Below are 22883 nucleotides of genomic sequence, written 5' to 3'. Positions count from 1 at the left end.
CGGCGCGAAAGGTAGGTCAGCGCAATGGCAAAGACGAACCCCAGCAGGATCACCGTCTCGGGCGCGCCCGAGGGCTTCGACGCGACACTGGTCCTGAAGGAGGCGGATAAGGCCTCCGGCCCGGTCATCCATGTCGCCCGCGACGACAAGCGGATGGCGGCGATGCGCGCGGCCCTGGCGTTCCACGCGCCCGACATGCCGGTCGTCACCTTCCCGGCCTGGGATTGTCTGCCCTATGACCGCGTCTCGCCCGCGCCCGAGATCTCGGCGGCCCGGATGGCGGTGCTGGCAGGGCTGCTGCATGGCATGCCCGAACGCTATGTCCTGCTGACCACGCTCAACGCCGCGACCCAGCGCGTGCCCGCGCGCGCCACCATGCGCGGCGCGGCCTTCTCGGCCCGCGTCGGCGACCGGATCGACGAGGCGGGGCTGCGGGATTTCCTCGTGCGGATGGGCTTTACCCAGAGTCCGACCGTGACCGAGCCGGGCGATTACGCGATCCGCGGCGGCATCATCGACATCTTTGCGCCCGGGCAGGGCGGGCCGGTCCGGCTCGACATGTTCGGCGACGTGCTCGACGGGGCGCGCCGCTTCGACCCGGCCACCCAGCGCACCACCGAGAAGCTCGACCGGATCGAGCTGGCGCCGGTCTCCGAGGTGATCCTCGACGAGGCGGCGATCACCCGCTTCCGCCAGTCCTACCGGATCGAGTTCGGCGCCGCCGGTACGGACGATCCGCTCTACGAGGCAGTGACGGCCGGGCGCAAGCAGGCGGGCATGGAGCATTGGCTCGGCTTCTTCCAGGACGATCTGGAAACGCTGTTCGACTATCTCCCCGGTGCACCGGTGACGCTTGACGACCAGATCGCGCCGCAGCGCGACGCCCGCTGGGCGCTGATCACCGATGCCTACGAGACGCGCCGCCATGCGCTGGCGCAGAAGGGGCGGATGGATTCGGTCTACAAGCCCGCCCCTCCCGCGCTTCTCTATCTCGACGACGATGCCTGGATGGCCGCGACCGAGGGCCGCCGCGTGCTGCGTTTCGCGCCATTGCCACAGGCCACCGGCCCCGGCGTGATCGACGCAGGTGGGCGGATCGGGCGCAATTTCTCGCCCGAACGGCAGCAGGAGAACATCAGCCTCTTCGCCGCGCTGGCGAGCCATGTGAAGGAGCGCATGAAGGCCGGGCCGGTGGTCATCGCCTCCTATTCCGAGGGTGCGCGCGAACGGCTCTCGGGGCTGATCGAGGACGAGGGGCTCACCGAGACGATCCATGTGCGCGACTGGGCCGGCGTCGGCAGGCGCGGCCTGCATCTCGCGGTTTGGCCGCTGGAGCATGGCTACCAGACCGACGACCTGACCGTGATCTCGGAGCAGGACGTGCTGGGCGAGCGGCTGATCCGTCGCGCCCGCAAGAAGCGTCGGGCCGACAACTTCCTCACCGAGGCGCAAAGCCTCAGCCCCGGCGATCTGGTCGTCCATGTCGATCACGGCGTCGGCCGCTATCACGGGCTCGAGGTGGTGACCGCCGCCGGGGCGGCGCATGAATGCCTGCTCCTCGAATATGCCGAGAACGCCAAGCTCTACCTCCCGGTCGAGAACATCGAACTGCTTTCGCGCTTCGGTCACGAGGAAGGGATGCTCGACAAGCTGGGCGGCGGCGCTTGGCAGGCTAAGAAGGCCAAGCTCAAGGAGCGTATCCGTCAGGCTGCCGACCGGCTCATCCGGATCGCCGCCGAGCGCGCGCTCAGGACTGCGCCGCGGCTGGAGCCGCAGGACAGCATCTGGGAGCAGTTCCTCGCCCGCTTCCCCTATGACGAGACCGAGGACCAGCTGCAGGCGATCGAGGACGTGCTCAACGATCTCGAGAGCGGCCATCCGATGGACCGTCTGATCTGCGGCGATGTCGGCTTCGGCAAGACCGAGGTGGCGATCCGCGCGGCCTTTGTCGCAGCGCTCTCGGGCGTACAGGTCGCCGTCATCGCGCCAACGACGCTGCTCGCGCGCCAGCACTACAAGAACTTTGCCGAACGCTTCCGCGGCTTTCCGATCAATGTCCGACCGCTGTCGCGCTTCGTCTCCGCCAAGGAAGCGTCCGAGACCCGTGCCGGCCTTGCCGATGGCAAGGTCGACATCGTCGTGGGCACCCATGCGCTGCTCGCCAAGAGCGTGAAGTTCCGCGATCTGGGCCTTCTCATCATCGACGAGGAGCAGCATTTCGGCGTCAACCACAAGGAACGGCTCAAGGCGCTCAGGACCGATGTCCACGTGCTGACGCTCACCGCGACGCCGATCCCGCGGACGCTGCAGATGTCGCTCACCGGGGTGCGCGACCTGTCGATCATCGGCACGCCGCCGGTCGACCGTCTCGCGATCCGCACCTATGTCAGCGAGTTCGACACCGTCACCGTGCGCGAGGCGCTGTTGCGCGAACGCTACCGGGGCGGGCAGAGCTTCTTCGTCGTGCCGCGCGTGGCCGACCTGCCGGAGATCGAGGAGTTCCTCAAGACCGAGGTGCCCGAGATCTCCTATGTCGTGGCGCATGGCCAGATGGCGGCGGGCGAGCTCGACGAGCGGATGAACGCTTTCTATGACGGCCGCTACGACGTGCTGCTCGCGACCACCATCGTGGAATCGGGCCTCGACATCCCGACCGCCAACACGATGATCGTGCATCGCGCCGACATGTTCGGCCTGGCGCAGCTCTACCAGATCCGTGGCCGGGTCGGGCGCTCCAAGACCCGCGCCTATGCCTATCTGACGACCAAGCCGCGCGCGCCGCTCACCCCTGGAGCCGAAAAGCGGCTGCGCGTGCTGGGCAGCATCGACTCGCTTGGCGCGGGCTTCACGCTGGCCAGCCAGGACCTCGACATCCGCGGTGCTGGCAACCTCCTCGGTGAGGAACAGTCCGGCCAGATGCGCGAGGTCGGCTTCGAGCTTTACCAGCAGATGCTGGAGGAGCAGATTGCCAAGATCCGTTCGGGCGAGGCCGAAGGGCTTTCCGAGGATGAGGGGCAGTGGGCGCCGCAGATCAATCTCGGCGTGCCGGTGCTGATCCCCGAGGAATACGTGCCCGACCTCGACGTGCGGCTGGGCCTTTACCGACGCCTGTCCGAGCTGACCACCAAGGTGGAGCTGGAGGGCTTTGCCGCCGAGCTCATCGACCGCTTCGGGCCGCTGCCCAAGGAGGTCAACACGCTGATGCTCGTCGTCCGGATCAAGGCGATGTGCCTCAAGGCCGGGATCAGCCAGCTCGATGGCGGGCCCAAGGGCGCGACCATCCGCTTCCATAACGACAAGTTCGTCTCGCCCGAGGGGTTGGTCGAATTCATCCAGGACCAGAAGGGCCAGGCCAAGGTGAAGGACAACAAGATCGTCGTGATGCGCGACTGGTCGAAGGAAGCCGACAAGATCCGCGGCGCCTTCGGTATTGCCCGCGAGCTGGCCGAAAAGGTGAAGGCCGCCAAGAAGGCGAAGGCCGAGGCATGAGCGAGGCGACTACATCAACATCGGCAGACAAGTATTTGATCAGCCTTGTTATTCCGTGCTACAATGAGGCTGGAAACATCGAAGCGCTGGTGCAGGAAGCCTTCGATCTGCTGCCACGCGACCTTCTAGGCGAGGTGATCGTTGTCGACGACCATTCCCGGGACGACAGCGTAGCGCGACTGCTCGAGTTGCGCGACCGCGAGCCGCGGCTGCGGGTGTTAAGGCACCTCAGCAATGCCGGCCAGAGCGCTAGCGTCCGTACCGGTGTCATGGCCGCGCGTCATCCGCTGATCGCGACGCTCGACGGTGACGGTCAGAACCCGCCCGGTGACATCCCGGCGCTGGTCGCGGCCTATGACCCCGCCGGGCCGCAGCTGGTCGGGGGCGTTCGCGCCAAACGGCGCGACACCTGGTCGAAGCGGACCGCCTCGAAACTCGCCAATGCGCTGCGCCGCCGCCTGTTGGGCGACGACTGCCCCGACACCGGCTGCGGATTGAAGGTGTTCGAGCGCGACCGTCATCTCGCGCTGCCGTTCTTTCACGGCCAGCACCGCTACCTGCCTGCGCTGTTCAAGGCACATGGCGCGAGCACGGCCTATGTGCCGATCGGCGACCGCGCGCGCCAGCACGGCGCGTCGAATTACACCAATTGGAAGCGCGGCCTGCAGGGCGTGCCAGACATGCTGGGGGTGCGCTGGCTGATGTCGCGGGCCCGGCCGGTTCACTCCGAGGAGCTCGAATGACCATGTTCAGCGACTGGATCGCCCGCACCGGATGGGCTGAAATCGTCTGGCTGACGGTCGGTTTCCTGGCGCAGGCGATGTTTTCGGCGCGCTTTCTCGTGCAATGGATCGCCAGCGAACGAGTCCGCCGGTCAATCGTGCCCGAGGCCTTCTGGTACTTCTCCTTCGCCGGGGGCGCGATGCTTCTGGCCTATGCCATCTACCGCCAGGACCCGGTCTTCATTCTCGGCCAGGCCTTCGGATTGCTGGTTTATGCGCGAAACATCTACTTCATCTGGAGCGAACGCCGCGCAGGCGAGCCAGGGCATGAGGGCTGAGCGTCGCGCCGATCTCGTCTGGATCGGACTGATCCTCGGCTATGCCTTGCTGGGCGCCGTTTTGCGCCCGTTCTACGGTGCCGGGTTTTCCTATGACGAGGCCGAAGCGTTCTATTACGCACGCGACCTGCGGTTGGGTTATGACGCGCAGCCACCGCTGTATTTCTGGCTTCAATGGGGGCTGTTCCAACTGATCGGCGAGACGGTGTTCGCGGTCGGCCTGCTCAAGGCCGCCACGCTGGCGCTGGTGGGCTGCGCGCTCTACGGGCTGCTGCGGGAGGCGCATCCGCCGGCGCTGGCCGGGCTTGGCGTGGCCGGCCTGGCGCTGTTGCCCGATGTGCTGTGGCGTTCGCAGCGGGCGCTGACGCATTCGGTGCTGACCCTCGGACTGACCATCCTCGCGACCTGGCTGCTGTGGCGCGCGCTCCAGAACGGGCGCTGGCGCGACTGGGTCGCGCTCGGCCTCGCTCTGGGTCTCGGCATGCTGTCGAAGTGGAATTACCTGATGGTCCCGGCGACGCTTCTTGTCGCGGTGGTCTGGGACGGCCGGACGCGGAGCCTGTCGCGGCGCGGCGTGGGGCTGGCCGTCGTCATCGCCGCGGCCCTCGTGGCCGGGCCGGCGCTCTGGACGCTGGCGCATTTCGACCGGGCGACGGGCACCTTCGGCAAGCTCGGCTTCGAGGCACAGGGCGCGCTGCCGGCACCGGTGGCGGCGGTGGTTGCCATGATCGTGACACTGGGCGCGGTGCTGGGACTGCTCGCGCTGGTGACCGGCGTAATGGCCCGGCGGATGCGGGGCCGGTCCCGCCCGCCGATGCCGCCGCTCGACCGGTTCCTGTGGCGCGTGCTCGGGGCCGGGATCGGGCTCATGCTCCTCGCCATGCTGGTGAGCGGCTCGACGCGGATGCAGAACCACTGGCTGCTGCCGCTGGCCTATCTCGCCGCGCCGCTGGTGCTGCTGCGACTGGCGCAGGTGATGTCGCCGCGTGGGACGCGGCGGTTCGAACTCGGCCTCGGGGCGGTCTGGCTGTCGGTGACGGCGCTGCTCTTCTACGAGGGACGGGTCGATCCGGGTTGGCGCGGCCTCGACTACGCGCAGGTAGCCGGCACGCTGCGGGACGCCGCCCCGGAGGGCACGCCGGTGGTAACCAACGAAATCCGCATAGCCGGGATCCTGCCGCTGTTCCTGCAGGAGCGGGAGATCCTCTACCTGCAGGATCTGTCCGGACCCACCGGCCTGCCGGAGGGTCCGCTGCTCTGGATCACCATGCCGGTGCGCGATACCGATCCCACGGCCGAGGGGCTCGCGCAGGAGCGGGGACGCATGGCCGAGGATACCCAGGCGATCGAGCTCGCCCGGGGCTTTCGCACCACGCGCTTCGACATCGCCCTCAGCCGCTAGCCGGCGGCGATCTGCGCGCGGATATCCTCGATCACCTTGAGCCACATTTCCTTGCTCTGGGCACCGGGCACGGCGTGCTGCTGGGCCACGATGAAGGTCGGGACCCCGGTCACGCCCATCTCGCGGCTATGCGCGTCGCGTTGGCGGATACCGTCGAGATCGGCGTCGCTGGTGAGCAGGCGGCGCACCACCGAGGCGTCCATCTCGATCGCGTCGGCGATATCGGCCAGCACGTCGCAGTCGCCGATGTCGCGGCCATCGGTGAAATAGGCCTTGAAAAGCGCGCTGACGGCCGCCGTCTGGCGCCCTTCGATGCCGGCCCAGTGGATCAGCCGGTGCGCGTCGAGCGTGTTGGGCGTGGTGGCGATACGGTCGAGATGCAGATCGAGCCCGGCCTCGGCCGCGCGCTCCACGACCGGCGCATAGGCGCGCGCGGCGCCCTCGCGGCCGCCGAACTTGGTCTCCAGATAGGCGCGCCGATCCATGCCTTCGCGCGGCATGTCGGGGTTGAGCTGGAAGGGATGCCATTCGATGGTGAAGGGATGGTCGGGCTGCTCCGCCATCGCGGCATCAAGACCGGCCTTGCCGATCCAGCACCAGGGGCAGATCGGGTCGGAGAGGATGTCGAGCTTCACCATGGGGGCGGGTCCTTGCGCTTGGCCTGCGGAACAGGGCCCGAGGGCTACGCGCTGCGCGCCGATGTTGCAAGTCTCGGCGTCGCCATCGTATGGCTGGCCCCATGACCACCTCTGATCCCCGTCCCGGTTCGCTCGTCCGCATCGCCCGCGAGAACGGCGCGCAGGAAACCGCGCCGCCGCTCGACCTCGGGGCGCGGGTGCGCGACCTGCGCCGCGCGCAGGGCTGGACGCTGGAGCAGGCGGCGAACCGTGCGGGGCTGGCCAGGTCGACCCTCTCGAAGATCGAGAACGGCCAGATGTCGCCAACCTATGACGCGCTCAAGAAGCTGGCGCAGGGCCTCGGCATCACGGTGCCGCAGCTCTTCACGCCGCCGCGTCGCGATCAGGTGCTGGGACGGATGGTCGCCACGCGGGCGGGCGAAGGGAAGGGCCAGATCACCGCCACCTACGAGCACGAGCTTCTGGCCGAGGGGCTGAAGGTCAAGAAGATGCTGCCCTATCGGGCCCGTGTCAGGGCCCGCGCCTTCGAAGAGTTCGACGGCTGGGTGCGCCATGACGGCGAGGAATTCCTCTACGTGCTCACCGGCACGATCCGGCTGCTCACCGAGTTTTACGAGCCGGTCGAGATGAAGCGTGGCGACAGCGCCTATTACGACGCCGCGATGGGACACAACGTGATCTCGACCAGCCCGGAGGATGCCACCATCCTGTGGGTCACCTCGCTCGACTGAGGCGTCAGTCGCGCTCTTCCTTGCTGTCGTCATCGCCGAAGGCCGCATCGTCGCTGTAGACATCCTCCGACGGGTGAATCGAGCGGGCCGAGGCGATGATCCGTTCGTTGTCGCGGGTCTCGTCCATCATCGCGTCGGCGGGGTCGGTCCCTTCGAGCCACTCGGAGACCTCGTCGCGCGCGTCCTCGCGGCTCATCCCGGTCACTTCGCATAGATGGTCGAGGAAAGGGCCAAGCTCGCCTTCGGTGGCCTCCACCTCGTCGGCGTCCAGATCCGGCCATTCCGTCAGGATGTTGGGCACGAATGCGTGCCAGTGCTTGGCCACGTGGCTCCATTTCATCGCGGGTCTCCTCATGCTGCCCGATGTCTTGCTCCGGCAACGGAAAGGGGGCGGACCGGGTTCCGGTCCGCCCCCTTCAATGGGCCAGGCGCGGTGGCCCGATCAGAGCACGAGATCGACCGCGCCGAGGCCGAGCTGCGCCGTGCCGACCGCCGCGTCGCCGACGACGCGCACGGGCGTGCAGCCCGCCACCAGCGCCAGCGCGATCAGGATCAGCGCGGCGCGCCTCACTGGGCGGTCTCCGTGCCGGATTCGCCGCCGGCCTCTTCGCTGGCCGCCGTTTCACCCTTAGCGACCTCCTCGTGCCACCAGACGTCGGGCTGCCAGCCCGGCCAGTCGCCGAAGACCGGGATCTCTTCCGGGTGATGCAGGTCGGCGTCATAGGCGATGCGGCTGATGTTCCACTGGTAGATCGGGATCACGTAACGTCCCGCCGTCAGCACCCGGTCGAGCGCCTTGGTCGCGGCGACGAAGTCGTCCTGACTCTCGGAGGTGAGCAGCAGGTCGATCAGCCCGTCCACGGCGGGGCTCTTCACGCCCATCAGGTTGCGGCCACCCGGCGTCTCGGCAAAGTCGGCACCCCAGTAGGAGTACTGCTCGTTGCCGGGGCTGAGCGACAGGCCGCGCCGGAAGTAGGTCATGTCGAAGTCGTAGGCGTCAGTGCGCTCCTTGTACTGTGCGCTGTCGACGGTGCTGATGGTCGGCGTGATGCCGATCCGCTCGAGCGCCTGCACATACATGTCGATGATCGACGCGTTCTCGGAGCTGCCGGTCTCGAGCAGGATGTCGAAGGCGAAGGGCTTGCCGGTCTGCTCGTTGGTGAGCACGCCGTCCTGGATCACCCAGCCCGCGCTGGACAGCAGCGCCAGCGCGGCGGCCGTGCCCTTGCGGTTGCGCTCGGTGCCGTCGGAAACGGGCAGGGCGTAACCCTCGATCGCGCCCTCGGGCAGGTCGTCGGACCAGCGCTCCAGGAACTCCTTCACACGGCCCTCGGCCGGGCCTTCATCCATGCCGAGCGGCGAGTTCGAGAAATAGGAGGTGATGCGCGGCTGCGCGCCGCCGGTCATCGCCTCGTTGATGAACTCGAAGTTGAACGCCTCGATCATCGCCTGGCGCACGCGCCAGTCCTGGAAGACCGGGCGGCGGGTGTTCATCACGAAGCCGGTCATGCCGGTCGGGCGGCCATGCGGCAGCTCCTCGAGCACCACCTCGCCCGAACGGACGCGCGGGAAGTCGTACTGGCTCTCCCAGCGGGCGACGTTGAACTCGCGGGTGAAGTTGGTCTCGCCGGTCTTGAAGGCCTCGAAGGCCGCCGTTTCGTCGCCGAAGAACTCGAGCTGGATCACGTCGAGATTGGCGGTGCCGCGGCGGAACGGGATGTCGGCACCCCAGTAGTCCTCGTCACGCTTGAGCGTGATCGAGCGACCGGCCTCGAAATCCTCGATCACGTAGGGCGCCGAGGTGATCGGGATGGTGTCGAGCCCGCTCTCGGCGAAGTCCTTGCCCTCCCATTGGGCCTTCTTGAGGATTGGTCGCAGGCCGGCGAGCAGCGCCAGCTCGCGGTCATCGGTGTTGAAGGTGAGGCGCACCTTGCGCTCGCCGGTCTCCTCGATGCTCTCGACCTTTTCCCAAAAGCCGAGATAGCGGGGGTGACCCTCGGTGCCGAGTGTCTCGAAGGACCAGATCACGTCCTCGACCGTGACCGGGCTGCCGTCGGAGAACTTCGCCTCGGGATTCAGCGTAAATTCGACCCAGGACCGGTCGTCTGCGGTCTCGATCGATTCGGCCAGCAGGCCGTAAAGGGTGAACGGCTCATCGAGCGAGCGGCCCATCAGGCTTTCGCCGATAAGGTAGCTCAGCTGCCATGGCACCGAGCCTTTGAGGATGTAGGGGTTGAGGCTGTCGAAGCCGCCGACCTCCGCGGTGGCCATCCGGCCCCCGGTCGGCGCCTCGGGGTTGGCATAGGGAAGGGCGGTAAAGCCCTCGAGGAGCGCCGGTTCTCCATACATTGCAATGCCGTGTGCCGGCTCGGCGAAACTCGCCCCAGAGGAGAGTAGCAGGGCGAGCGTGCCGCCGCCCAAGCGCTTGAAGATAGTTGCCGTCATCGTGTTGGAAACCCCCTGTCGGTTCGGTTTTCTGACCAGACTTGTAGTTGAAGAAGACCGTATAGCCCCCCCTGATCTTTATCAAACTTTTAGCTTGGACGATGGCGGCGAAAGGCTTATAAGGGAGTCACTGCTCGATAGGTTTCTTGCCTGTATGAAACCTGCCTCATAACTCAACGCCCGCCTAGTGCGGGCGTTTTTTTTGGCATGTGACGGGGATCGGGCACGGGGTGACGCGCTCTTGCGCGCTATCGACACAAGGCGTCCTTATCAAGGGGTTATCTTCGATTGCCCCTCGCTTTTCTCGGTGGGCGCGCCAGTATCGGGGCAGGATGCAGCACAGGGAAGACCGATCATGCAGCTTCGAGGCAAGACCGCGATCATTACCGGATCGAACTCGGGAATCGGGCTGGGAATCGCGCGCGAGTTGGCGCGGGCCGGCGCCGACGTGGTCCTCAATTCATTCACCGACCGTGCGGAGGACCATGCGCTTGCGCAGGAGATCGCCGATGCGCATGGCGTGACGGCGCGCTATATCGCCGCCGACATGTCCGATGGCGCTGCTGCGCGGCAGCTGATCGAGCAGGCGGGGCGCTGCGACATCCTCGTCAACAATGCCGGGATCCAGCACGTCGCGCCGATCGACGAATTCCCCGCCGCCAAGTGGGACGCGATCATCGCGATCAACCTGACATCGGCGTTTCACACCACGGCCGTCGCGCTGCCGATGATGCGCAAGGCCGGCTGGGGCCGGGTGATCAACATCGCCAGCGCCCACGGCCTCACGGCCTCGCCCTACAAGGGAGCCTATGTCGCCGCCAAGCACGGCATCGTGGGCTTCACCAAGGTCACCGCGCTCGAGACGGCGCGCGAGCCGATCACCGCCAACGCGATCTGCCCTGGCTATGTGCTGACGCCGCTGGTCGAAGAGCAGATCCCCGACACCATGAAGAAATACGGCATGGACCGCGACGAGGTGATCGAGAAGGTCATGCTCGAGCGCCAGCCCTCCAAGGAGTTCGCCACCACCGAGCAGCTCGGCGGCACCTGCGCCTTTCTGTGCTCGGACGCCGCGGCGCAGATCACCGGAACCACCATCAGCGTCGATGGCGGCTGGACGGCGCTGTGATCCGCATCAACCTCGCGCTTCAGGGCGGCGGCGCGCATGGCGCCTTCACCTGGGGCGCGCTCGACCGGCTGCTCTACGAGGAGGATATCGAGATCGCGGCGATCTCGGGTACCTCGGCCGGGGCGATGAACGCGGTCGCGCTCAAGGCCGGTTTGGTGGCGGGCGGGCGCGAGGGCGCGCGGGCCGAACTGGCGCGGTTCTGGGGCCGGATCGGCGCGGTGACGGATGCGCGTTGGTCGGATTGGATCTCGGCGCTGGCGCCCACCGCTCCGGCGCTGGCACGGGCGATCGAATGGTCGCCCGCCTTCGCCGCCTTCGACATGACCCGCCGGATGCTCTCGCCCTATGCCTACGGCCCGCTGCTGCGCAATCCGCTGGAGCGGATCCTGCGCGAGATAGATTTCGAGGCGGTGCGTGCCGCGCCGGGACCGCGGCTTTTCGTCGGTGCCACGAATGTACGCAGCGGCAAGATCCGGGTCTTCTCGGGCGCGGATCTGGGCCCGCGCGCCGTACTGGCCTCGGCCTGCCTGCCGACGATGTTCCGTGCGGTGGAGATTGATGGCGAGGCGTATTGGGACGGCGGCTACACCGGTAACCCGGCGCTGTTTCCGTTGTATGACAAGGAGTTGCCGGACGATGTTCTGATCGTGAACATCAACCCGCTCTACCGCGAGGAAGTGCCCGAGGACGGCGCCGCGATCCAGAACCGGATCAACGAGATCAGCTTCAATTCATCGCTGCTGCGCGAATTGCGGGCGGTGGATTTCGTGCGCCGCCTGCTTGCCGGGCATGCGCTGCCCGAAGGAACGATGAAGCGTGTGCTGATCCACATGGTGGGCGACGACGCGTTGATGAACGATCTCAACGTCGCGACCAAGACGATCCCGGCACCGGTGATCCTGGCGCGGCTGCGCGATGCCGGCGAAACTGCGATGGACCGGTTCCTCACTACCCACAAGGACGATATCGGACGCCGGGATACGGTGGATCTGCGGGCGATGTTCGCCTGAGGCGGCTCAGCGCCCGGTGCCGGTGACCAGCGTGGGTGCGCCCTGATCGGAGGGTCGCGTCCGGTCCGGCGGCGTCACTAGCCCGGCCGAGATCACCAGCTTGGCCGCGTCCTCGACCTTCATGTCGAGGATGATCACGTCGGCACGCGGCAGGAACAGCAGGAAGCCGGAGGTCGGGTTCGGCGTCGTGGGCAGGAAAACCGTGACGATGTCGCCCTCGGGCGGCAGCTTGCGCGCCACTTCGCCCTTGGCCTTGGTCGAGATGAAGGCCAGCGCCCAGAGCCCCTTGCGCGGATATTCGATCAGGCAGGCCTGGTCGAAGCTTGTCTCGGTCTGGGCAAACACCGTCTCGGCGATCTGCTTGAGCCCGGAATAGACCGAGCGCACGACCGGCATCCGCCCGACGAGGCCTTCGCCAAGGCGGATCAGGCTGCGCCCGACGAACCCCTTGGCCAGCGCACCGACCAAGAAGGTGAACAGGATAAAGAAGATGACGCCGACGCCGCGCAGGTTGATCCCGATATACTGTTCGGGATTGAAGCGGTCGGGCACGAAGGGCAGCACCCAGCTGTCGATCCAGCCGACCAGCGTCCAGATCAGCCAGACGGTCAGGCCGATCGGCGCGATCACGACCACGCCGGCGATAAAGTTGTTGCGCAGCAGGCCCAGCAGATGGCGGCGGCGAGGGGGCTCGCCATGGGCGGGCGGCAGGATCGGCGGGCGGGTCACTGGCGGCTCGTCCTTCAGCGCGCGTCGGGGCTCCTGCCTATCTAGGGGGCCGCGCGCGCCCCGGCAATGGGCGGCGCGCGCAGCAAAGCGCTTCAGCGTCGCGTGGCGCTCAATTCGACCGCGATGGCGGCGCCAAGCCGTGCGTTGTTGAGGACCAGCGCGATATTGGCATCAAGCGAGCGGCCCTCGGTCAGCTCGAAGATCCGACCCAGCAGGAAGGGCGTCACCGCCTTGGCTGCGATGCCCTGTGCCTCGGCCTCGGCGAGCGCCTGCTCGATTACCGGGCGCAGCTCCTCGGCGGGGATTTCAGCCTCGGCCGGGATTGGGTTGGCGACGAGCTGGCCACCGTCGAGGCCCATCGCGGCGCGCATCCGCATCGCGGCCGCGATCTCGGCGGCGCTGTTCATCCGCAGCGGGGCCGGCATCTCGGAGGTCGCCGACCAGAAGGCCGGCAGCACGTCCTGGCCATAGGCGATCACCGGCACGCCCAGCGTCTCCAGCACTTCGAAGGTCTTGGGCAGGTCGAGAATGGCCTTGGCGCCCGCCGCGACCACCGTCACCGGGGTCTTCGCCAGCTCGTGCAGGTCGGCGGAGATGTCGAAGCTGGTCTCCGCGCCGCGATGCACACCGCCGATGCCGCCGGTCGCGAACACCTCGATGCCCGCCAGCCGCGCGGCGATCATCGTCGCGGCGACCGTCGTGGCGCCATCGCCGCCACGCGCGAGGCAGGCCGCGAAATCGGCGCGCGACAGCTTGGCCACGTCGCTGGCCTGCCCCAGGCGGTCGAGCTGCGCGTCGGTGAGGCCGACATGCAGCCGGCCACCCAGCACCGCGATGGTCGCGGGCACCGCGCCTTGGGCGCGGATCTCGGCCTCCACCCGGCGCGCGGTCTCGACGTTTTGCGGGAACGGCATGCCGTGGGTGATGATCGTGCTTTCAAGCGCGACGATGGGGGCACCCTCGGCGCGGGCTTGCGCGACCTCGGGGGAGTATTCGATCTCGATCACAGCGGGTTGTCTCCGGATACATAGGTGGCGGCGGCGACGAGCGCCCGGCGCAGCGCGGCGTTCGGGTCCATGCCCTCGGCCTCGGAGGCGATGTGCGCCGCCATGAAGGTGTCGCCGGCACCGGTGACACGCGTGACCAGCACCTCTGGCGGGGTCTGGGTGAAGCAGGCGTCCTGCGTGGCCACGGTCGCGGCGCGGCCGCCATCGGTGACCAGCGCGCGGTGCGCGCCGCGCTTGACCAGCGCACGCGCCGCCGCCTCGGAGGACTCGAAGGTCGCGTGGCAGAGCAGGCCGGCTTCCTCGAGATTGACATAGAGCGTCGCCGAAGGGTGACCCATCAGGGCCAGCAGCCGCTCGGCCTTGCCGGGGCTGGCGGGGGCCACGCGCAGATCGGCGCGGGCGAACAGATCGGATTCCGCGATCTGGCCCAGCAGCTCGACGGTCAGGTTGCCGTCGAGCGCGACCAGCCCCTCCCAGGGGGCGCCGGGCGTCCCGAGGCGGCCATCGGCCAGGGGGCGCAGGATCTTGTCACCTGCCTGTTCGAGCGAATGCGCGTCGGCGATCGCGGCGATCAGCCCGTTGGCGCCCTCGATCGCCATGTAGATATCGGTCGGCAAGTCGTCGGAGCGATAGAGATGGGCGGTCTCCATGCCCATCCGGCCCGCCTCGGCGACCAGCTCGTCGCCTTCCGCATCGCGGCCCACGGCGCTCAGCAGCACCGGCCGAAGCCCGAAACGCACCAGCGTCATGGCGATGTTCATGGCGACGCCGCCGGGCAGGCGGTGGATGCGGCCCGGCACGTCGGAGCCGACGCGCATGTGGCTGGCGGTACGGCCGATCACGTCCCACAGAACGGAGCCGATGCAGAGGATTTCGGAAGTCTGTTTCATGGCTTCCGTCCTGCCGCAGCCCCGCCCGCCGGTCAATCCGGCACGGCGAAGCTCAACGCAGCCCAGAGGCTTTCCCAAACGGCACCCGTGGCGACCTGCATCGCATGGTCGGGTTCGCGTAGCACCACCGCATTGGCGAGGTAGTCATGCCCGGCCTCGACCGGGAGCAGGGCCACGCCTTCGGCGTCGGTGCGGTGAAGGGTCAGCTCGACCTCGCCATCGGCATCGCGGGCGAAGAGCTCCACCTGCGCATCGGCGCGCGGCGCGTCCTTGTAGAAGAGCTGCACCCGCAGCCCCTCCGACAGGTCGTCGGCATAGGGGTTGTCCAGCGCCACCAGCTCGGTCGCGAGGCCGAGGCGGTGATCTTCGCCCTGCGGGTCGCCGACCCCGATCAGCGCCTTGGAGTAGCGCGTGAACGCCTCCTTGAAGCCCGCATCGGGCAGGCCGCGCGTGGCATGATCGGCGGCCACCGTGCCAAGATCCTTGTGCGCGACGAAGCGTTCGAACACTGCCGGGTCGTCATAGGTGACGAGGCTCGGCTTGGAGACATAGGCCGCGATCAGCAGGCCTTCCTCGGGCGCGGCCATGGCGAGCGCGGGGCGCGCGCCGAGCCGGCCTTCGACGGGGCGCGCCTCATCCCCCGAATGAAGAGTGAAGCTTTCATAGCGTTGCGGAAGAAGGGCATAGCGGATGCCTTCGAAGTGGTCGCCGTTGACAAGGTCGGCCCGGACCATATCGTCCGCCGCGATCTGCCAATCGAGCGGTTCGATCCAGAATTCATGCGCCGCGACAGGCGTGGACAACAATACGAGGCAGAGTGTTATGAGACGCATTCAGGGGCTCCCGGGGTTTGGGGGCAGGGTGATCCTTGGCCTCGTGATGTCAAGCATCGCGATCTGCTGGGCCGCGCTCGCCGCAGCGCATGAGGTGCTGCCGGCGCTGGCGGACATGGAGGTGCAGGGGGAGCGGCTAACCTTTACGGTCGAGACGCCGCTCGAAGGCTTCGTGGCCGGCGTCGATCTCGGCGCGGTCGACGACACCAACGCCGCGCCCGAGGCGGACACCTACGATGCCTTGCGGGCGCTCGGGGCCGAAGAGATGGCGGCGCGGTTCCGCGCCTTCTGGCCGGAGATGGCCGAGGAGATCGACATCGAGATCGACGGCGTGCGCGCGGCGCCCGAGCTGGACAAGGTCGTGGTGCCGGAGCCGGGCGACCTATCGCTGCCGCGCCCGGCGATGCTGCAGTTTTTCGTTCCGCTCCCTGAGAATGCGCAGACGGTGCGCGTCGGCTGGGACGCGGCTTTCGGTACGCTGGTGCTGCGCCAGCAGGGGGTCGAGGCCCCTTATGACGGCTATCTGGAAGCCGGTGCCGTGAGCGATCCGATCCGGCTCGGCGGTGGCGATCAGGCCAGCGGCTGGGAGAGCTTCCTGCGCTATATTCCCGTGGGCTTCGATCACATCCTGCCCAAGGGGCTCGACCATATCCTGTTCGTGCTGGGGCTGTTCTTCCTTGCGGCCAGGCTGCGTCCGCTGCTTTGGCAGGTCTCGGCCTTCACGCTGGCCCATACCGTGACGCTGGCGCTGGCCGCGCTCGGCTATGTCTCGGTCCCGGCATCGATCGTCGAGCCGCTGATCGCAGCCTCGATCGCCTTCGTCGCGATCGAGAACATCGTCTTCCCGCATCTGGGCCTGTGGCGGCCGGTGATCGTGTTCGGCTTCGGCCTGCTGCACGGCCTGGGCTTCGCCTCCGTGCTGGGTGAGTTCGGCCTGCCCGCGGGAAGCTTCGTGCCGGCGCTGATCGGCTTCAACATCGGGGTCGAACTGGGTCAGCTCACGGTGATCGCGGCGGCTTTTCTGCTGGTCGGCTGGGCCTGGCGCAAGCCTTGGTACCGGCAGGTGATCGCGATCCCTGCCTCGGCGGCGATCGCGCTGGTGGGCATCTGGTGGGTGATCGAGCGGACCCTGCTCTGAAGCTTTGCGCCCCGGCCATGCAAAAGGGCGGCGACCGATCCGGTCGCCGCCCTTTCTCTGTCTCACGCGTCGTGCGTCTTACCGTTCGGGCATGAGCCCTCGTGGGCTGAAGCGCAGCACCGCGAGCAGGATGATGCCCATGGTCATCAGCCGCATCTGCGCCGCCGAGTCGGTCAGATGCGCGCGCAGCCAGCTGTCGGGCGACATGCCGGAGGTGATCAGCTCCATCGCCCAGAGGCCGAGCGGCTCGACCATCACCCACAGCCACCAGATCAGGAAGCCGCCGAGCACGGCGCCGTAGTTGTTGCCTGAGCCGCCGACGATCACCATCACCCAGACGAGGAAAGTGAAGCGCAGCGGCTGGTAGGTGCCCGGAGTCAGCTGACCGTCCAGCGTGGTCATCATCGCGCCGGCGATGCCGCAGACGGCGGAGCCGAGGATGAACACCTGCAGGTGCCGCGCGGTGACGTTCTTGCCCATCGCGTTGGCGGCGACCTCGTTGTCGCGGATCGCCCGCATCATCCGGCCCCACGGGGAGGCCAGCGCCCGCTGGGCGAGGAACAGGATCACGATCAGCACCACGGCGAAGAGGCCGGAATAGAGGATCTTGACCCAGAGCGTCGAGGCGGTGACCGGATCGAGGCCGAAGCTCGCCGCGCGCTCGGCGAAGCCCGGATCGCGCTGCAGCTCGACCTCGTAGGGCACGGGCCGGGGCAGGCCGATCACGTTCTTCACGCCGCGCGACAGCCAGTCCTCGTTCTTCAGGACCGCGATCACGATCTCGGCGATGCCCAGCGTCGCGATGGCGAGGTAGTCCGAGCGCAGGCCCAGAGCCGCCTTGCCGATGATCCAGGCAGCGCCGGCGGCGAGCAGTCCGCCCACCGGCCAGGCGATCAGGATCGGCAGGCCAAGACCGCCGAGATAGCCCGAAAGCGACGGGTTAATCGCCTCGATCGCCTGCACCGCCGGATCAAGCGCGGCGCGGAACAGGAAGAAGCCGCCGACCAGCAGCGCCAGCATGACCAGCGTACGCATCCGCCCGCCAATCTTGCGCTTCCAGACCTGCACCGCCGCGATCAGGATCGCGGCCCCCAGCGCCAGCGCGCCCAAGAGCCGCAGCCCGCCGGCGTTCCAGCCTTCGGCCACCGGCGGCATCGACACCAGCACAGCCGCGAGGCCGCCGAGCGCCACGAAGCCCATGACGCCGACGTTGAACAGTCCGGCAAAGCCCCATTGCAGGTTCACGCCGAGCGACATGATCGCCGAGATCAGCCCCATGTTCAGGATCGTCAGCGCCAGGTTCCAGCCCTGCACGAGGCCGGTGAGGACGATCAGCAGTGCCATCCCGGCATAGAGAAGATAGCCACGCGCAGTCATACGGACTGTCCCTTGAAGAGGCCGGTGGGCTTGAACAGCAGCACGATGATCAGGATCGCGAAGCTCACGGCGAATTTGTAGTCGGTGGAGAGCAGCTGCACGAGGCTCGAGGGTTCGAGGTTCTCGGGCAGCAGGTATTCGAGCACCTTCTTCCACGCATAGGTGATGAGCACTTCCGAGAAGGCGATCACGAAGCCGCCGGCGATGGCACCCAGCGGGTTGCCCAGGCCACCGACGATGGCAGCGGCGAAGATCGGCAGCAGCAGCTGGAAGTAGGTGAAGGCCTTGAACGACTTGTCGAGGCCGTAGAGCACGCCCGCCGTGGTGGCGAGTGCGGCCACGATCAGCCAGGTCACCGCGACGACGCGTTCGGGGTTGATGCCCGACAGCAGCGCGAGATCCTCGTTGTCTGAGAAGGCGCGCATCGACTTGCCGGTGCGCGTCTTGTTGAGGAACCAGAACAGCAACGCCACGGCGACGGCCGCCGTCACCAGCGTGATCAGCGTGGTGGAGCGGATGGCGAGACCCTCGTCGAGCCCGGTCATCTCCTTGAACTGGCGCGCGTTGATCACGAAGCGGGCGCCATCGGCGAAGTTGACGTCGCCGACGCCGATGATGAAGCGCACAAGGCCGTTCATCACAAACATCACGCCGATCGACACGATGACCAGCACCACCGGCGCGGCCTTCTGCTTGCGATAGAAGCGGTAGATCGCGCGGTCGGTGCCCAGTAGCAGCAGGCCGGTGATGGCGATGCCGACGGGCAGGGCGATCAGCGCCGTGGGGAGCGGGCCGAAGCTGATGCCCATGGATTGCAGCCCCCAGGTGACGAGGATCGTCGCCATCGTGCCGAAGGCCATGGTGTCGCCATGGGCAAAGTTGGAAAAGCGCAGGATGCCGTAGATCAGCGTCACGCCGAGCGCGCCCAGCGCGAGCTGCGCGCCATAGGCGGCGCCGGGGATCAGCACGAAATTCGACAGCGCGACGATCGCGTTCAGGAAGTCGGTCATGATCAGCCCCCCAGGAAGGTGCGACGCACCTCGTCATCGGCCATCAACTCGGCGCCGGTGCCGGTATAGGCGTTGGCGCCCTGCACGAGCACGTAGCCCTTGTCGGCGATCTCGAGCGCCTGACGTGCGTTCTGCTCGACCATCAGGATGGTGATGCCGGCGCGGGCGACCTCGATGATCCGGTCGAACAGTTCGTCCATGACGATGGGGCTCACGCCCGCTGTCGGCTCATCGAGCATCAGCACTGAGGGCTGGGTCATCAATGCCCGACCGACCGCGACCTGCTGGCGCTGGCCGCCGGACAGCTCGCCCGCGGGCTGGCGGCGCTTGTCGCGGAGGATCGGGAAGAGGTCATAGACCTGCTCGATGGTGGGGCGGATGTCGTCGCGGCGTAGGAACGCCCCCATCTCGAGGTTCTCCTCGACCGTCATCGACGGGAAGATGTTCGAGGTCTGCGGCACGAAGGCCATGCCCTTGGCGACCCGGTCCTGCGGGCTCAGATGGGTGATGTCCTCGCCGCCGATCCGCACGCTACCTTCGCGCAGGTTCAGCATGCCGAACACCGCCTTCATGGCGGTCGACTTGCCGGCACCGTTGGGGCCGACGATCACCGCGATCTCGCCCTTGTCGACCGAGAGCGTGCAGCCCTGCAGGATGTCCGCGCCGCGCCCGTAGCCGCCGGTCATCGCCTCGCCGATCAGATGCGGCTCAGCCATGGCGCTTCACCATTCCGATAATTTCCAAGTTCTGTCCCCTCATGCCGTCTCCCCGACGGTCTTGTTCTTGAGACCGGTGCCGAGATAGGCCTCAATCACCGCCTCGTTCTTCATGATGCTGTCGGCGCTGCCCTCGGCCAGCACCTTGCCCTCGGCCATCACGATCACCGGGTCGCAGAGGCGACCGATGAAATCCATGTCGTGCTCGATCACGCAGAAGGTATAGCCGCGCTCCTTGTTGAGCCGGACGATCGCGTCGCCGATGGTGTTGAGGAGCGTCCGGTTCACACCGGCGCCGACCTCGTCGAGGAACACGATCTTGGCGTCGACCATCATCGTGCGGCCCAGCTCAAGGAGCTTCTTCTGACCGCCCGAGAGATTGCCCGCCCGCTCATCGGCGAGGTGCGAGATCGTCAGGAATTCAAGGACTTCGTCGGCCTTCTTCGCAAGTTCTCGCTCTTGGGTCGCGATCTTGCCCCGGCCGAACCAGGCGTTCCACAGCCGCTCGCCATGCTGGTTCTCGGGCACCATCATCAGGTTCTCGCGCACCGTCATGGAGGAGAATTCATGCGCGATCTGGAAGGTGCGCAGCAGGCCCTTGTGGAACAGCTCGTGCGGCGGCAGGCCGGTGATGTCCTCGCCATCCATGGTGACGCGGCCGGAAGTTGGTGGAAGTCTGCCGGCTATCACGTTGAACAGCGTGGTTTTTCCGGCGCCGTTTGGGCCGATCAGCCCGGTGATCGAGCCAGTCTCGATCCGGAGGCTCGCCCCATCAACAGCATGAAAACCGCCAAAGTGGCGGTGAAGGTTCTCGACGGTGATCATTGGTCCCCGATCGGCCCGGTTTCCCCGATGCATCAGGGGTCTGGGCCATGTTCTTGTTGCGGGATGCGCCGCGCCCCGGGGGGCGCGGCGCGGGTGTATCAGCGGAAGCCGACGGTCTCGATGGCGCCGTCCTTGATCTCGATCTCCTTGAAGGTGCCAGCGCTCTCGCCCGGCTCGATCAGCTCGACGGCGGTGGCGCCGACATAGTCGATCTCTTCGCCGGCCTCGATCAGCTCCAGTGCCTTGCCCAGCTCGCCCGGCAGGATCTGCTCGCCCGGCGCGTTGGCGATGTTCATGATTTCGCCCGCGTAGTCGGCGGCCGAGGTCGAGCCGGCCTTCGCCATGGCGAGGATCATCAGCGCGGCGGCGTCATAGCTCTCGCCGGTGTAGATGCCGGTCGGGTTGATGCCCGCCTCGGTCGCCATCTCCTGGAAGATCGCCGAGCCTTCGCTGTCGGAACCCGGCAGCTGGCCGAAGGAGCCGTCGAGGCCCGAACCGAGATCGTCGACGATCTGCTGGCCGATCATGCCGTCGGGCAGCACGAAGGTGTCGAAGGCGCCGCTGTCGAGCGAGGCCTGGATGATGCCCTTGCCGCCCTGGTCGGTGTAGCCCGCGACGACGAGAACTTCGCCACCGGCCGAGGCCAGAGCGCCGACTTCGGCCGAGTAGTCGGCCTTGCCGTCCTCATGCGCGGCCGAGATCGTGACCGTGCCGCCGGCGGCTTCGAAGGCCTTCTGGAAGCTGTCGGCGAGACCCTTGCCGTAGTCGTTGTTGGTGTAGGTCAGCGCGACTTCGCTGATGCCGCGATCCATGATCACCTGGGACATGATCTCGCCCTGACGCGCGTCGGACGGCGCGGTGCGGAAGAACATGCCGTCATCCTCGGCCTCGGAGAGCGCGGGCGAGGTGGCCGAAGGCGAGATCATCACCACGCCATTGGCGCGCGCGACGTTCTGCAGGATCGCACCGGTGACGCCCGAGCAGTCGGCGCCCATGATGCCGACCACGCCGTCGGTGGTCACGAGACGCTCGGCGGCGGCGGTCGCGGCGGCGGCGTCGATGCAGGTGCTATCGGCGCGGACCGCCTCGATCTTGGCGCCGTCCATGAAGGCACCGGATTCGTTGACCTCATCGATCGCCAGCTCGGCGCCGCCCGCCATGTCGGGGGTGATCGACTCGAGCGGGCCGGTGAAGCCCAGGATGATGCCGATCTTCACGGGGTCCATGTGGCTCTCGGCCGAAACGGAACCCGCGACGAGCGCGGTCGCGGCGGAGGCCAGCAGCAGTTTCTTCATCTTCGTCTCCCTGACGCCTGATTATTATGACCGGCAGGCTAGACGTCGCTCATACGAAAAGAAAGTGGTTGCGCGAGCTTGCCGTAACGCCAAGGACGTACCGTTGCGGCCTACTCGCTAGCAGTGCGCGTGGCCTGGCTTCCGCGCTCGCGGTAAGGGGTAGTCTGGTAATGAGCGCGGTAGCATTTGGAGAAATGCGACGGGCTCGCGAAGCCGCAGGCCAGCGCCACGTTGATCACGCTCATGTCGGTCTGCATCAGAAGGTTGCGCGCCCGTGCCAGTCGCAACTCCATGTAGTACCGCTTGGGGCTGCGGTTGAGATATCGGCGGAACAGCCGCTCCAGCTGCCGGGTCGACATGCCGACCCGCTCGGCCAGCAGGGCCGGGCTCACCGGCTCCTCGATGGCCTGCTCCATCGCCTTGATCACCTGCGCCAGCTTGGGGTGGCGCACGCCGATCCGGGTCGGGGTGGAGAGCCGCTGCGTGTCCTGGTCGGTGCGGATCGAGGAATAAATCAGCTGGTCGGCCACCGCGTTGGCCAGATCCTCGCCGTGATGATCGGCAATCAGCTTGAGCATCAGGTCGATCGAGGCGGTGCCGCCCGCGGTGGTGATGCGGTTGCCGTCGATCACGAAGACCGAGCGGGTGAGCGTCACTTCCTCGAATTCCTCGGCAAAGCTGTCCTGGTTCTCCCAGTGGATGGTCGCGCGCTTGCCGTCGAGCAGCCCGGCCTTGGCCAGCGTGTAGCCCGCGGTGCACAGCCCGCCCATCACCGCACCGCGCCGCGCTTCGCGCCGGAGCCAGTTCAGCACGCGCTTGGTGCTCGCTGCCTGAATCTCCAGCCCGCCGCAGAGCATCACCATGTCGTCGCGCGACAGCTCGTCGAGATCCATGTCAAGCTTGAACACCGTGCCGTTCGAACAAGTTGCGGTCTCGCCGCCGTCCCCGGCCAGGACCCAGCTGTAGATCGGCTGCCCGGCCATGCGGTTGGCGATCCTGAGCGCCTCGATCGCGCAGGCGAAGCACAGCATGGTGAATTCGGGCAGCAGCACGAATACGAAGCGGCGGGCGCGGGGCGCGTCGCCGAGGGTCGGCACGGATGTTTCTCGATCGTCGTTCATGTCTCGCCCGCATTGCCGCTGCGTCCGATCCGCGGCGG

The 22883-nt window shown here is 67.3% G+C and carries 22 protein-coding genes; 8 read left to right on the top strand and 14 right to left on the bottom strand.

Features of this window, described 5'->3' with window-relative positions:
- The first annotated feature begins 24 nt into the window (after positions 1–24).
- The 4 genes from mfd to T8T21_RS04340 are packed head-to-tail and all read left to right on the top strand — an operon-like array spanning position 25 to position 5951.
- Positions 25–3489: a transcription-repair coupling factor gene (gene mfd, locus T8T21_RS04355; RefSeq protein ID WP_322336954.1), complete on the top strand. Its 3465-nt coding sequence runs from the start codon at positions 25–27 to the stop codon at positions 3487–3489.
- Positions 3486–4232, top strand: coding sequence for a glycosyltransferase family 2 protein (locus T8T21_RS04350; protein ID WP_322336953.1), 747 nt, complete (start codon positions 3486–3488; stop codon positions 4230–4232). The genes mfd and T8T21_RS04350 overlap by 4 nt, the downstream gene beginning before the upstream one ends.
- On the top strand, positions 4229–4549 hold the full coding sequence (locus tag T8T21_RS04345) for a lipid-A-disaccharide synthase N-terminal domain-containing protein (protein ID WP_183469294.1): 321 nt from the start codon (positions 4229–4231) through the stop codon (positions 4547–4549). Before T8T21_RS04350 ends, T8T21_RS04345 begins: the two co-directional genes overlap by 4 nt.
- Positions 4539–5951 (top strand): ArnT family glycosyltransferase, encoded by a 1413-nt coding sequence (locus T8T21_RS04340; RefSeq protein ID WP_322336952.1) that lies wholly within the window; start codon positions 4539–4541, stop codon positions 5949–5951. The genes T8T21_RS04345 and T8T21_RS04340 overlap by 11 nt, the downstream gene beginning before the upstream one ends.
- Here T8T21_RS04340 and T8T21_RS04335 read toward each other — a convergent pair.
- Entirely contained in the window at positions 5948–6589 is a 642-nt protein-coding gene (locus tag T8T21_RS04335) for a DsbA family oxidoreductase (protein WP_322336951.1), read from the bottom strand. The genes T8T21_RS04340 and T8T21_RS04335 overlap by 4 nt on opposite strands.
- Positions 6590–6690: 101 nt before the next feature.
- On the opposite strand from T8T21_RS04335, the gene T8T21_RS04330 reads away from it, so the two are divergent.
- Positions 6691–7320 (top strand): helix-turn-helix domain-containing protein, encoded by a 630-nt coding sequence (locus T8T21_RS04330; protein ID WP_183469291.1) that lies wholly within the window; start codon positions 6691–6693, stop codon positions 7318–7320.
- A gap of 4 nt (positions 7321–7324) precedes the next feature.
- On the opposite strand, the gene T8T21_RS04325 is transcribed toward T8T21_RS04330, so the two are convergent.
- From T8T21_RS04325 to T8T21_RS04315, 3 genes are all read right to left on the bottom strand, one after another.
- Positions 7325–7660 carry a hypothetical protein gene (locus T8T21_RS04325; RefSeq protein ID WP_183469290.1) on the bottom strand — a complete coding sequence of 112 codons (336 nt, stop codon included), beginning with the start codon at positions 7658–7660 and terminating at the stop codon, positions 7325–7327.
- Positions 7661–7762: 102 nt separating this feature from the next.
- The gene (locus T8T21_RS04320) at positions 7763–7891 is read right to left on the bottom strand and encodes a hypothetical protein (protein WP_281372244.1); all 129 of its coding nucleotides are present in this window, start codon (positions 7889–7891) and stop codon (positions 7763–7765) included.
- Positions 7888–9765 carry an extracellular solute-binding protein gene (locus T8T21_RS04315; RefSeq protein ID WP_407660109.1) on the bottom strand — a complete coding sequence of 626 codons (1878 nt, stop codon included), beginning with the start codon at positions 9763–9765 and terminating at the stop codon, positions 7888–7890. The genes T8T21_RS04320 and T8T21_RS04315 overlap by 4 nt, the downstream gene beginning before the upstream one ends.
- A 355-nt stretch (positions 9766–10120) precedes the next feature.
- Between T8T21_RS04315 and T8T21_RS04310 the strand changes: the two genes are divergently transcribed.
- Positions 10121–10894, top strand: coding sequence for a 3-hydroxybutyrate dehydrogenase (locus T8T21_RS04310; RefSeq protein ID WP_322336950.1), 774 nt, complete (start codon positions 10121–10123; stop codon positions 10892–10894).
- Entirely contained in the window at positions 10891–11904 is a 1014-nt protein-coding gene (locus T8T21_RS04305) for a patatin-like phospholipase family protein (RefSeq protein WP_322336949.1), read from the top strand. The genes T8T21_RS04310 and T8T21_RS04305 overlap by 4 nt, the downstream gene beginning before the upstream one ends.
- A gap of 6 nt (positions 11905–11910) precedes the next feature.
- Here the strand turns inward: T8T21_RS04305 and T8T21_RS04300 are convergent, their stop codons facing one another.
- The 4 genes from T8T21_RS04300 to T8T21_RS04285 form a co-directional block, all read right to left on the bottom strand.
- Positions 11911–12633, bottom strand: a complete 723-nt coding sequence (locus T8T21_RS04300) for a DUF502 domain-containing protein (RefSeq protein WP_322336948.1) — start codon at positions 12631–12633, stop codon at positions 11911–11913.
- A 92-nt stretch (positions 12634–12725) separates the two neighbouring features.
- Complete coding sequence (locus T8T21_RS04295) at positions 12726–13640, bottom strand: pseudouridine-5'-phosphate glycosidase (RefSeq protein ID WP_322336947.1); 915 nt, start codon at positions 13638–13640, stop codon at positions 12726–12728.
- Positions 13637–14530, bottom strand: a complete 894-nt coding sequence (locus T8T21_RS04290) for a PfkB family carbohydrate kinase (RefSeq protein WP_322336946.1) — start codon at positions 14528–14530, stop codon at positions 13637–13639. Before T8T21_RS04290 ends, T8T21_RS04295 begins: the two co-directional genes overlap by 4 nt.
- A gap of 32 nt (positions 14531–14562) precedes the next feature.
- Complete coding sequence (locus tag T8T21_RS04285) at positions 14563–15333, bottom strand: DUF4198 domain-containing protein (RefSeq protein ID WP_322336945.1); 771 nt, start codon at positions 15331–15333, stop codon at positions 14563–14565.
- A gap of 76 nt (positions 15334–15409) precedes the next feature.
- Between T8T21_RS04285 and T8T21_RS04280 the strand changes: the two genes are divergently transcribed.
- The gene (locus tag T8T21_RS04280) at positions 15410–16501 is read left to right on the top strand and encodes a HupE/UreJ family protein (RefSeq protein WP_322336944.1); all 1092 of its coding nucleotides are present in this window, start codon (positions 15410–15412) and stop codon (positions 16499–16501) included.
- A gap of 78 nt (positions 16502–16579) precedes the next feature.
- Here the strand turns inward: T8T21_RS04280 and T8T21_RS04275 are convergent, their stop codons facing one another.
- From T8T21_RS04275 to T8T21_RS04250, 6 genes are all read right to left on the bottom strand, one after another.
- Positions 16580–17878, bottom strand: a complete 1299-nt coding sequence (locus T8T21_RS04275) for a branched-chain amino acid ABC transporter permease (protein WP_322336943.1) — start codon at positions 17876–17878, stop codon at positions 16580–16582.
- A complete protein-coding gene (locus T8T21_RS04270) occupies positions 17875–18888 on the bottom strand; it encodes a branched-chain amino acid ABC transporter permease (RefSeq protein WP_183469273.1) in 1014 nt (337 codons plus the stop codon). The genes T8T21_RS04275 and T8T21_RS04270 overlap by 4 nt, the downstream gene beginning before the upstream one ends.
- Before the next feature lie 2 nt (positions 18889–18890).
- Positions 18891–19604, bottom strand: a complete 714-nt coding sequence (locus tag T8T21_RS04265; RefSeq protein ID WP_183469271.1) for an ABC transporter ATP-binding protein — start codon at positions 19602–19604, stop codon at positions 18891–18893.
- Positions 19605–19643: 39 nt separating this feature from the next.
- Positions 19644–20429: an ABC transporter ATP-binding protein gene (locus T8T21_RS04260; RefSeq protein WP_322336942.1), complete on the bottom strand. Its 786-nt coding sequence runs from the start codon at positions 20427–20429 to the stop codon at positions 19644–19646.
- A gap of 98 nt (positions 20430–20527) precedes the next feature.
- Positions 20528–21724 carry an ABC transporter substrate-binding protein gene (locus T8T21_RS04255; RefSeq protein WP_322336941.1) on the bottom strand — a complete coding sequence of 399 codons (1197 nt, stop codon included), beginning with the start codon at positions 21722–21724 and terminating at the stop codon, positions 20528–20530.
- Positions 21725–21834: 110 nt separating this feature from the next.
- Positions 21835–22845, bottom strand: coding sequence for a GlxA family transcriptional regulator (locus T8T21_RS04250; RefSeq protein ID WP_183469265.1), 1011 nt, complete (start codon positions 22843–22845; stop codon positions 21835–21837).
- Positions 22846–22883 lie beyond the last annotated feature (38 nt).

Source organism: Limimaricola variabilis, from assembly GCF_034371605.1.
In the GTDB taxonomy this organism is placed as follows: Bacteria; Pseudomonadota; Alphaproteobacteria; order Rhodobacterales; family Rhodobacteraceae; genus Limimaricola; species Limimaricola variabilis.
The sequence above is the reverse complement of the archived record's forward strand: the minus strand, read 5'-3'. Positions and strand labels throughout refer to the sequence as shown.

Excerpts from the sequence above, each read along its gene's own strand:
- T8T21_RS04260 (WP_322336942.1), bottom strand. The coding sequence starts at position 20,429 with ATGATCACCGTCGAGAACCTTCACCGCCACTTTGGCGGTTTTCATGCT.
- T8T21_RS04335 (WP_322336951.1), bottom strand. The coding sequence starts at position 6,589 with ATGGTGAAGCTCGACATCCTCTCCGACCCGATCTGCCCCTGGTGCTGG.
- T8T21_RS04310 (WP_322336950.1), top strand. The coding sequence starts at position 10,121 with ATGCAGCTTCGAGGCAAGACCGCGATCATTACCGGATCGAACTCGGGA.
- T8T21_RS04265 (WP_183469271.1), bottom strand. The coding sequence starts at position 19,604 with ATGGCTGAGCCGCATCTGATCGGCGAGGCGATGACCGGCGGCTACGGG.
- T8T21_RS04280 (WP_322336944.1), top strand. The coding sequence starts at position 15,410 with ATGTCAAGCATCGCGATCTGCTGGGCCGCGCTCGCCGCAGCGCATGAG.
- T8T21_RS04330 (WP_183469291.1), top strand. The coding sequence starts at position 6,691 with ATGACCACCTCTGATCCCCGTCCCGGTTCGCTCGTCCGCATCGCCCGC.
- T8T21_RS04270 (WP_183469273.1), bottom strand. The coding sequence starts at position 18,888 with ATGACCGACTTCCTGAACGCGATCGTCGCGCTGTCGAATTTCGTGCTG.
- T8T21_RS04255 (WP_322336941.1), bottom strand. The coding sequence starts at position 21,724 with ATGAAGAAACTGCTGCTGGCCTCCGCCGCGACCGCGCTCGTCGCGGGT.
- T8T21_RS04290 (WP_322336946.1), bottom strand. The coding sequence starts at position 14,530 with ATGAAACAGACTTCCGAAATCCTCTGCATCGGCTCCGTTCTGTGGGAC.
- T8T21_RS04275 (WP_322336943.1), bottom strand. The coding sequence starts at position 17,878 with ATGACTGCGCGTGGCTATCTTCTCTATGCCGGGATGGCACTGCTGATC.
- T8T21_RS04325 (WP_183469290.1), bottom strand. The coding sequence starts at position 7,660 with ATGAAATGGAGCCACGTGGCCAAGCACTGGCACGCATTCGTGCCCAAC.
- T8T21_RS04350 (WP_322336953.1), top strand. The coding sequence starts at position 3,486 with ATGAGCGAGGCGACTACATCAACATCGGCAGACAAGTATTTGATCAGC.
- T8T21_RS04250 (WP_183469265.1), bottom strand. The coding sequence starts at position 22,845 with ATGAACGACGATCGAGAAACATCCGTGCCGACCCTCGGCGACGCGCCC.
- mfd (WP_322336954.1), top strand. The coding sequence starts at position 25 with ATGGCAAAGACGAACCCCAGCAGGATCACCGTCTCGGGCGCGCCCGAG.
- T8T21_RS04345 (WP_183469294.1), top strand. The coding sequence starts at position 4,229 with ATGACCATGTTCAGCGACTGGATCGCCCGCACCGGATGGGCTGAAATC.
- T8T21_RS04340 (WP_322336952.1), top strand. The coding sequence starts at position 4,539 with ATGAGGGCTGAGCGTCGCGCCGATCTCGTCTGGATCGGACTGATCCTC.
- T8T21_RS04315 (WP_407660109.1), bottom strand. The coding sequence starts at position 9,765 with ATGACGGCAACTATCTTCAAGCGCTTGGGCGGCGGCACGCTCGCCCTG.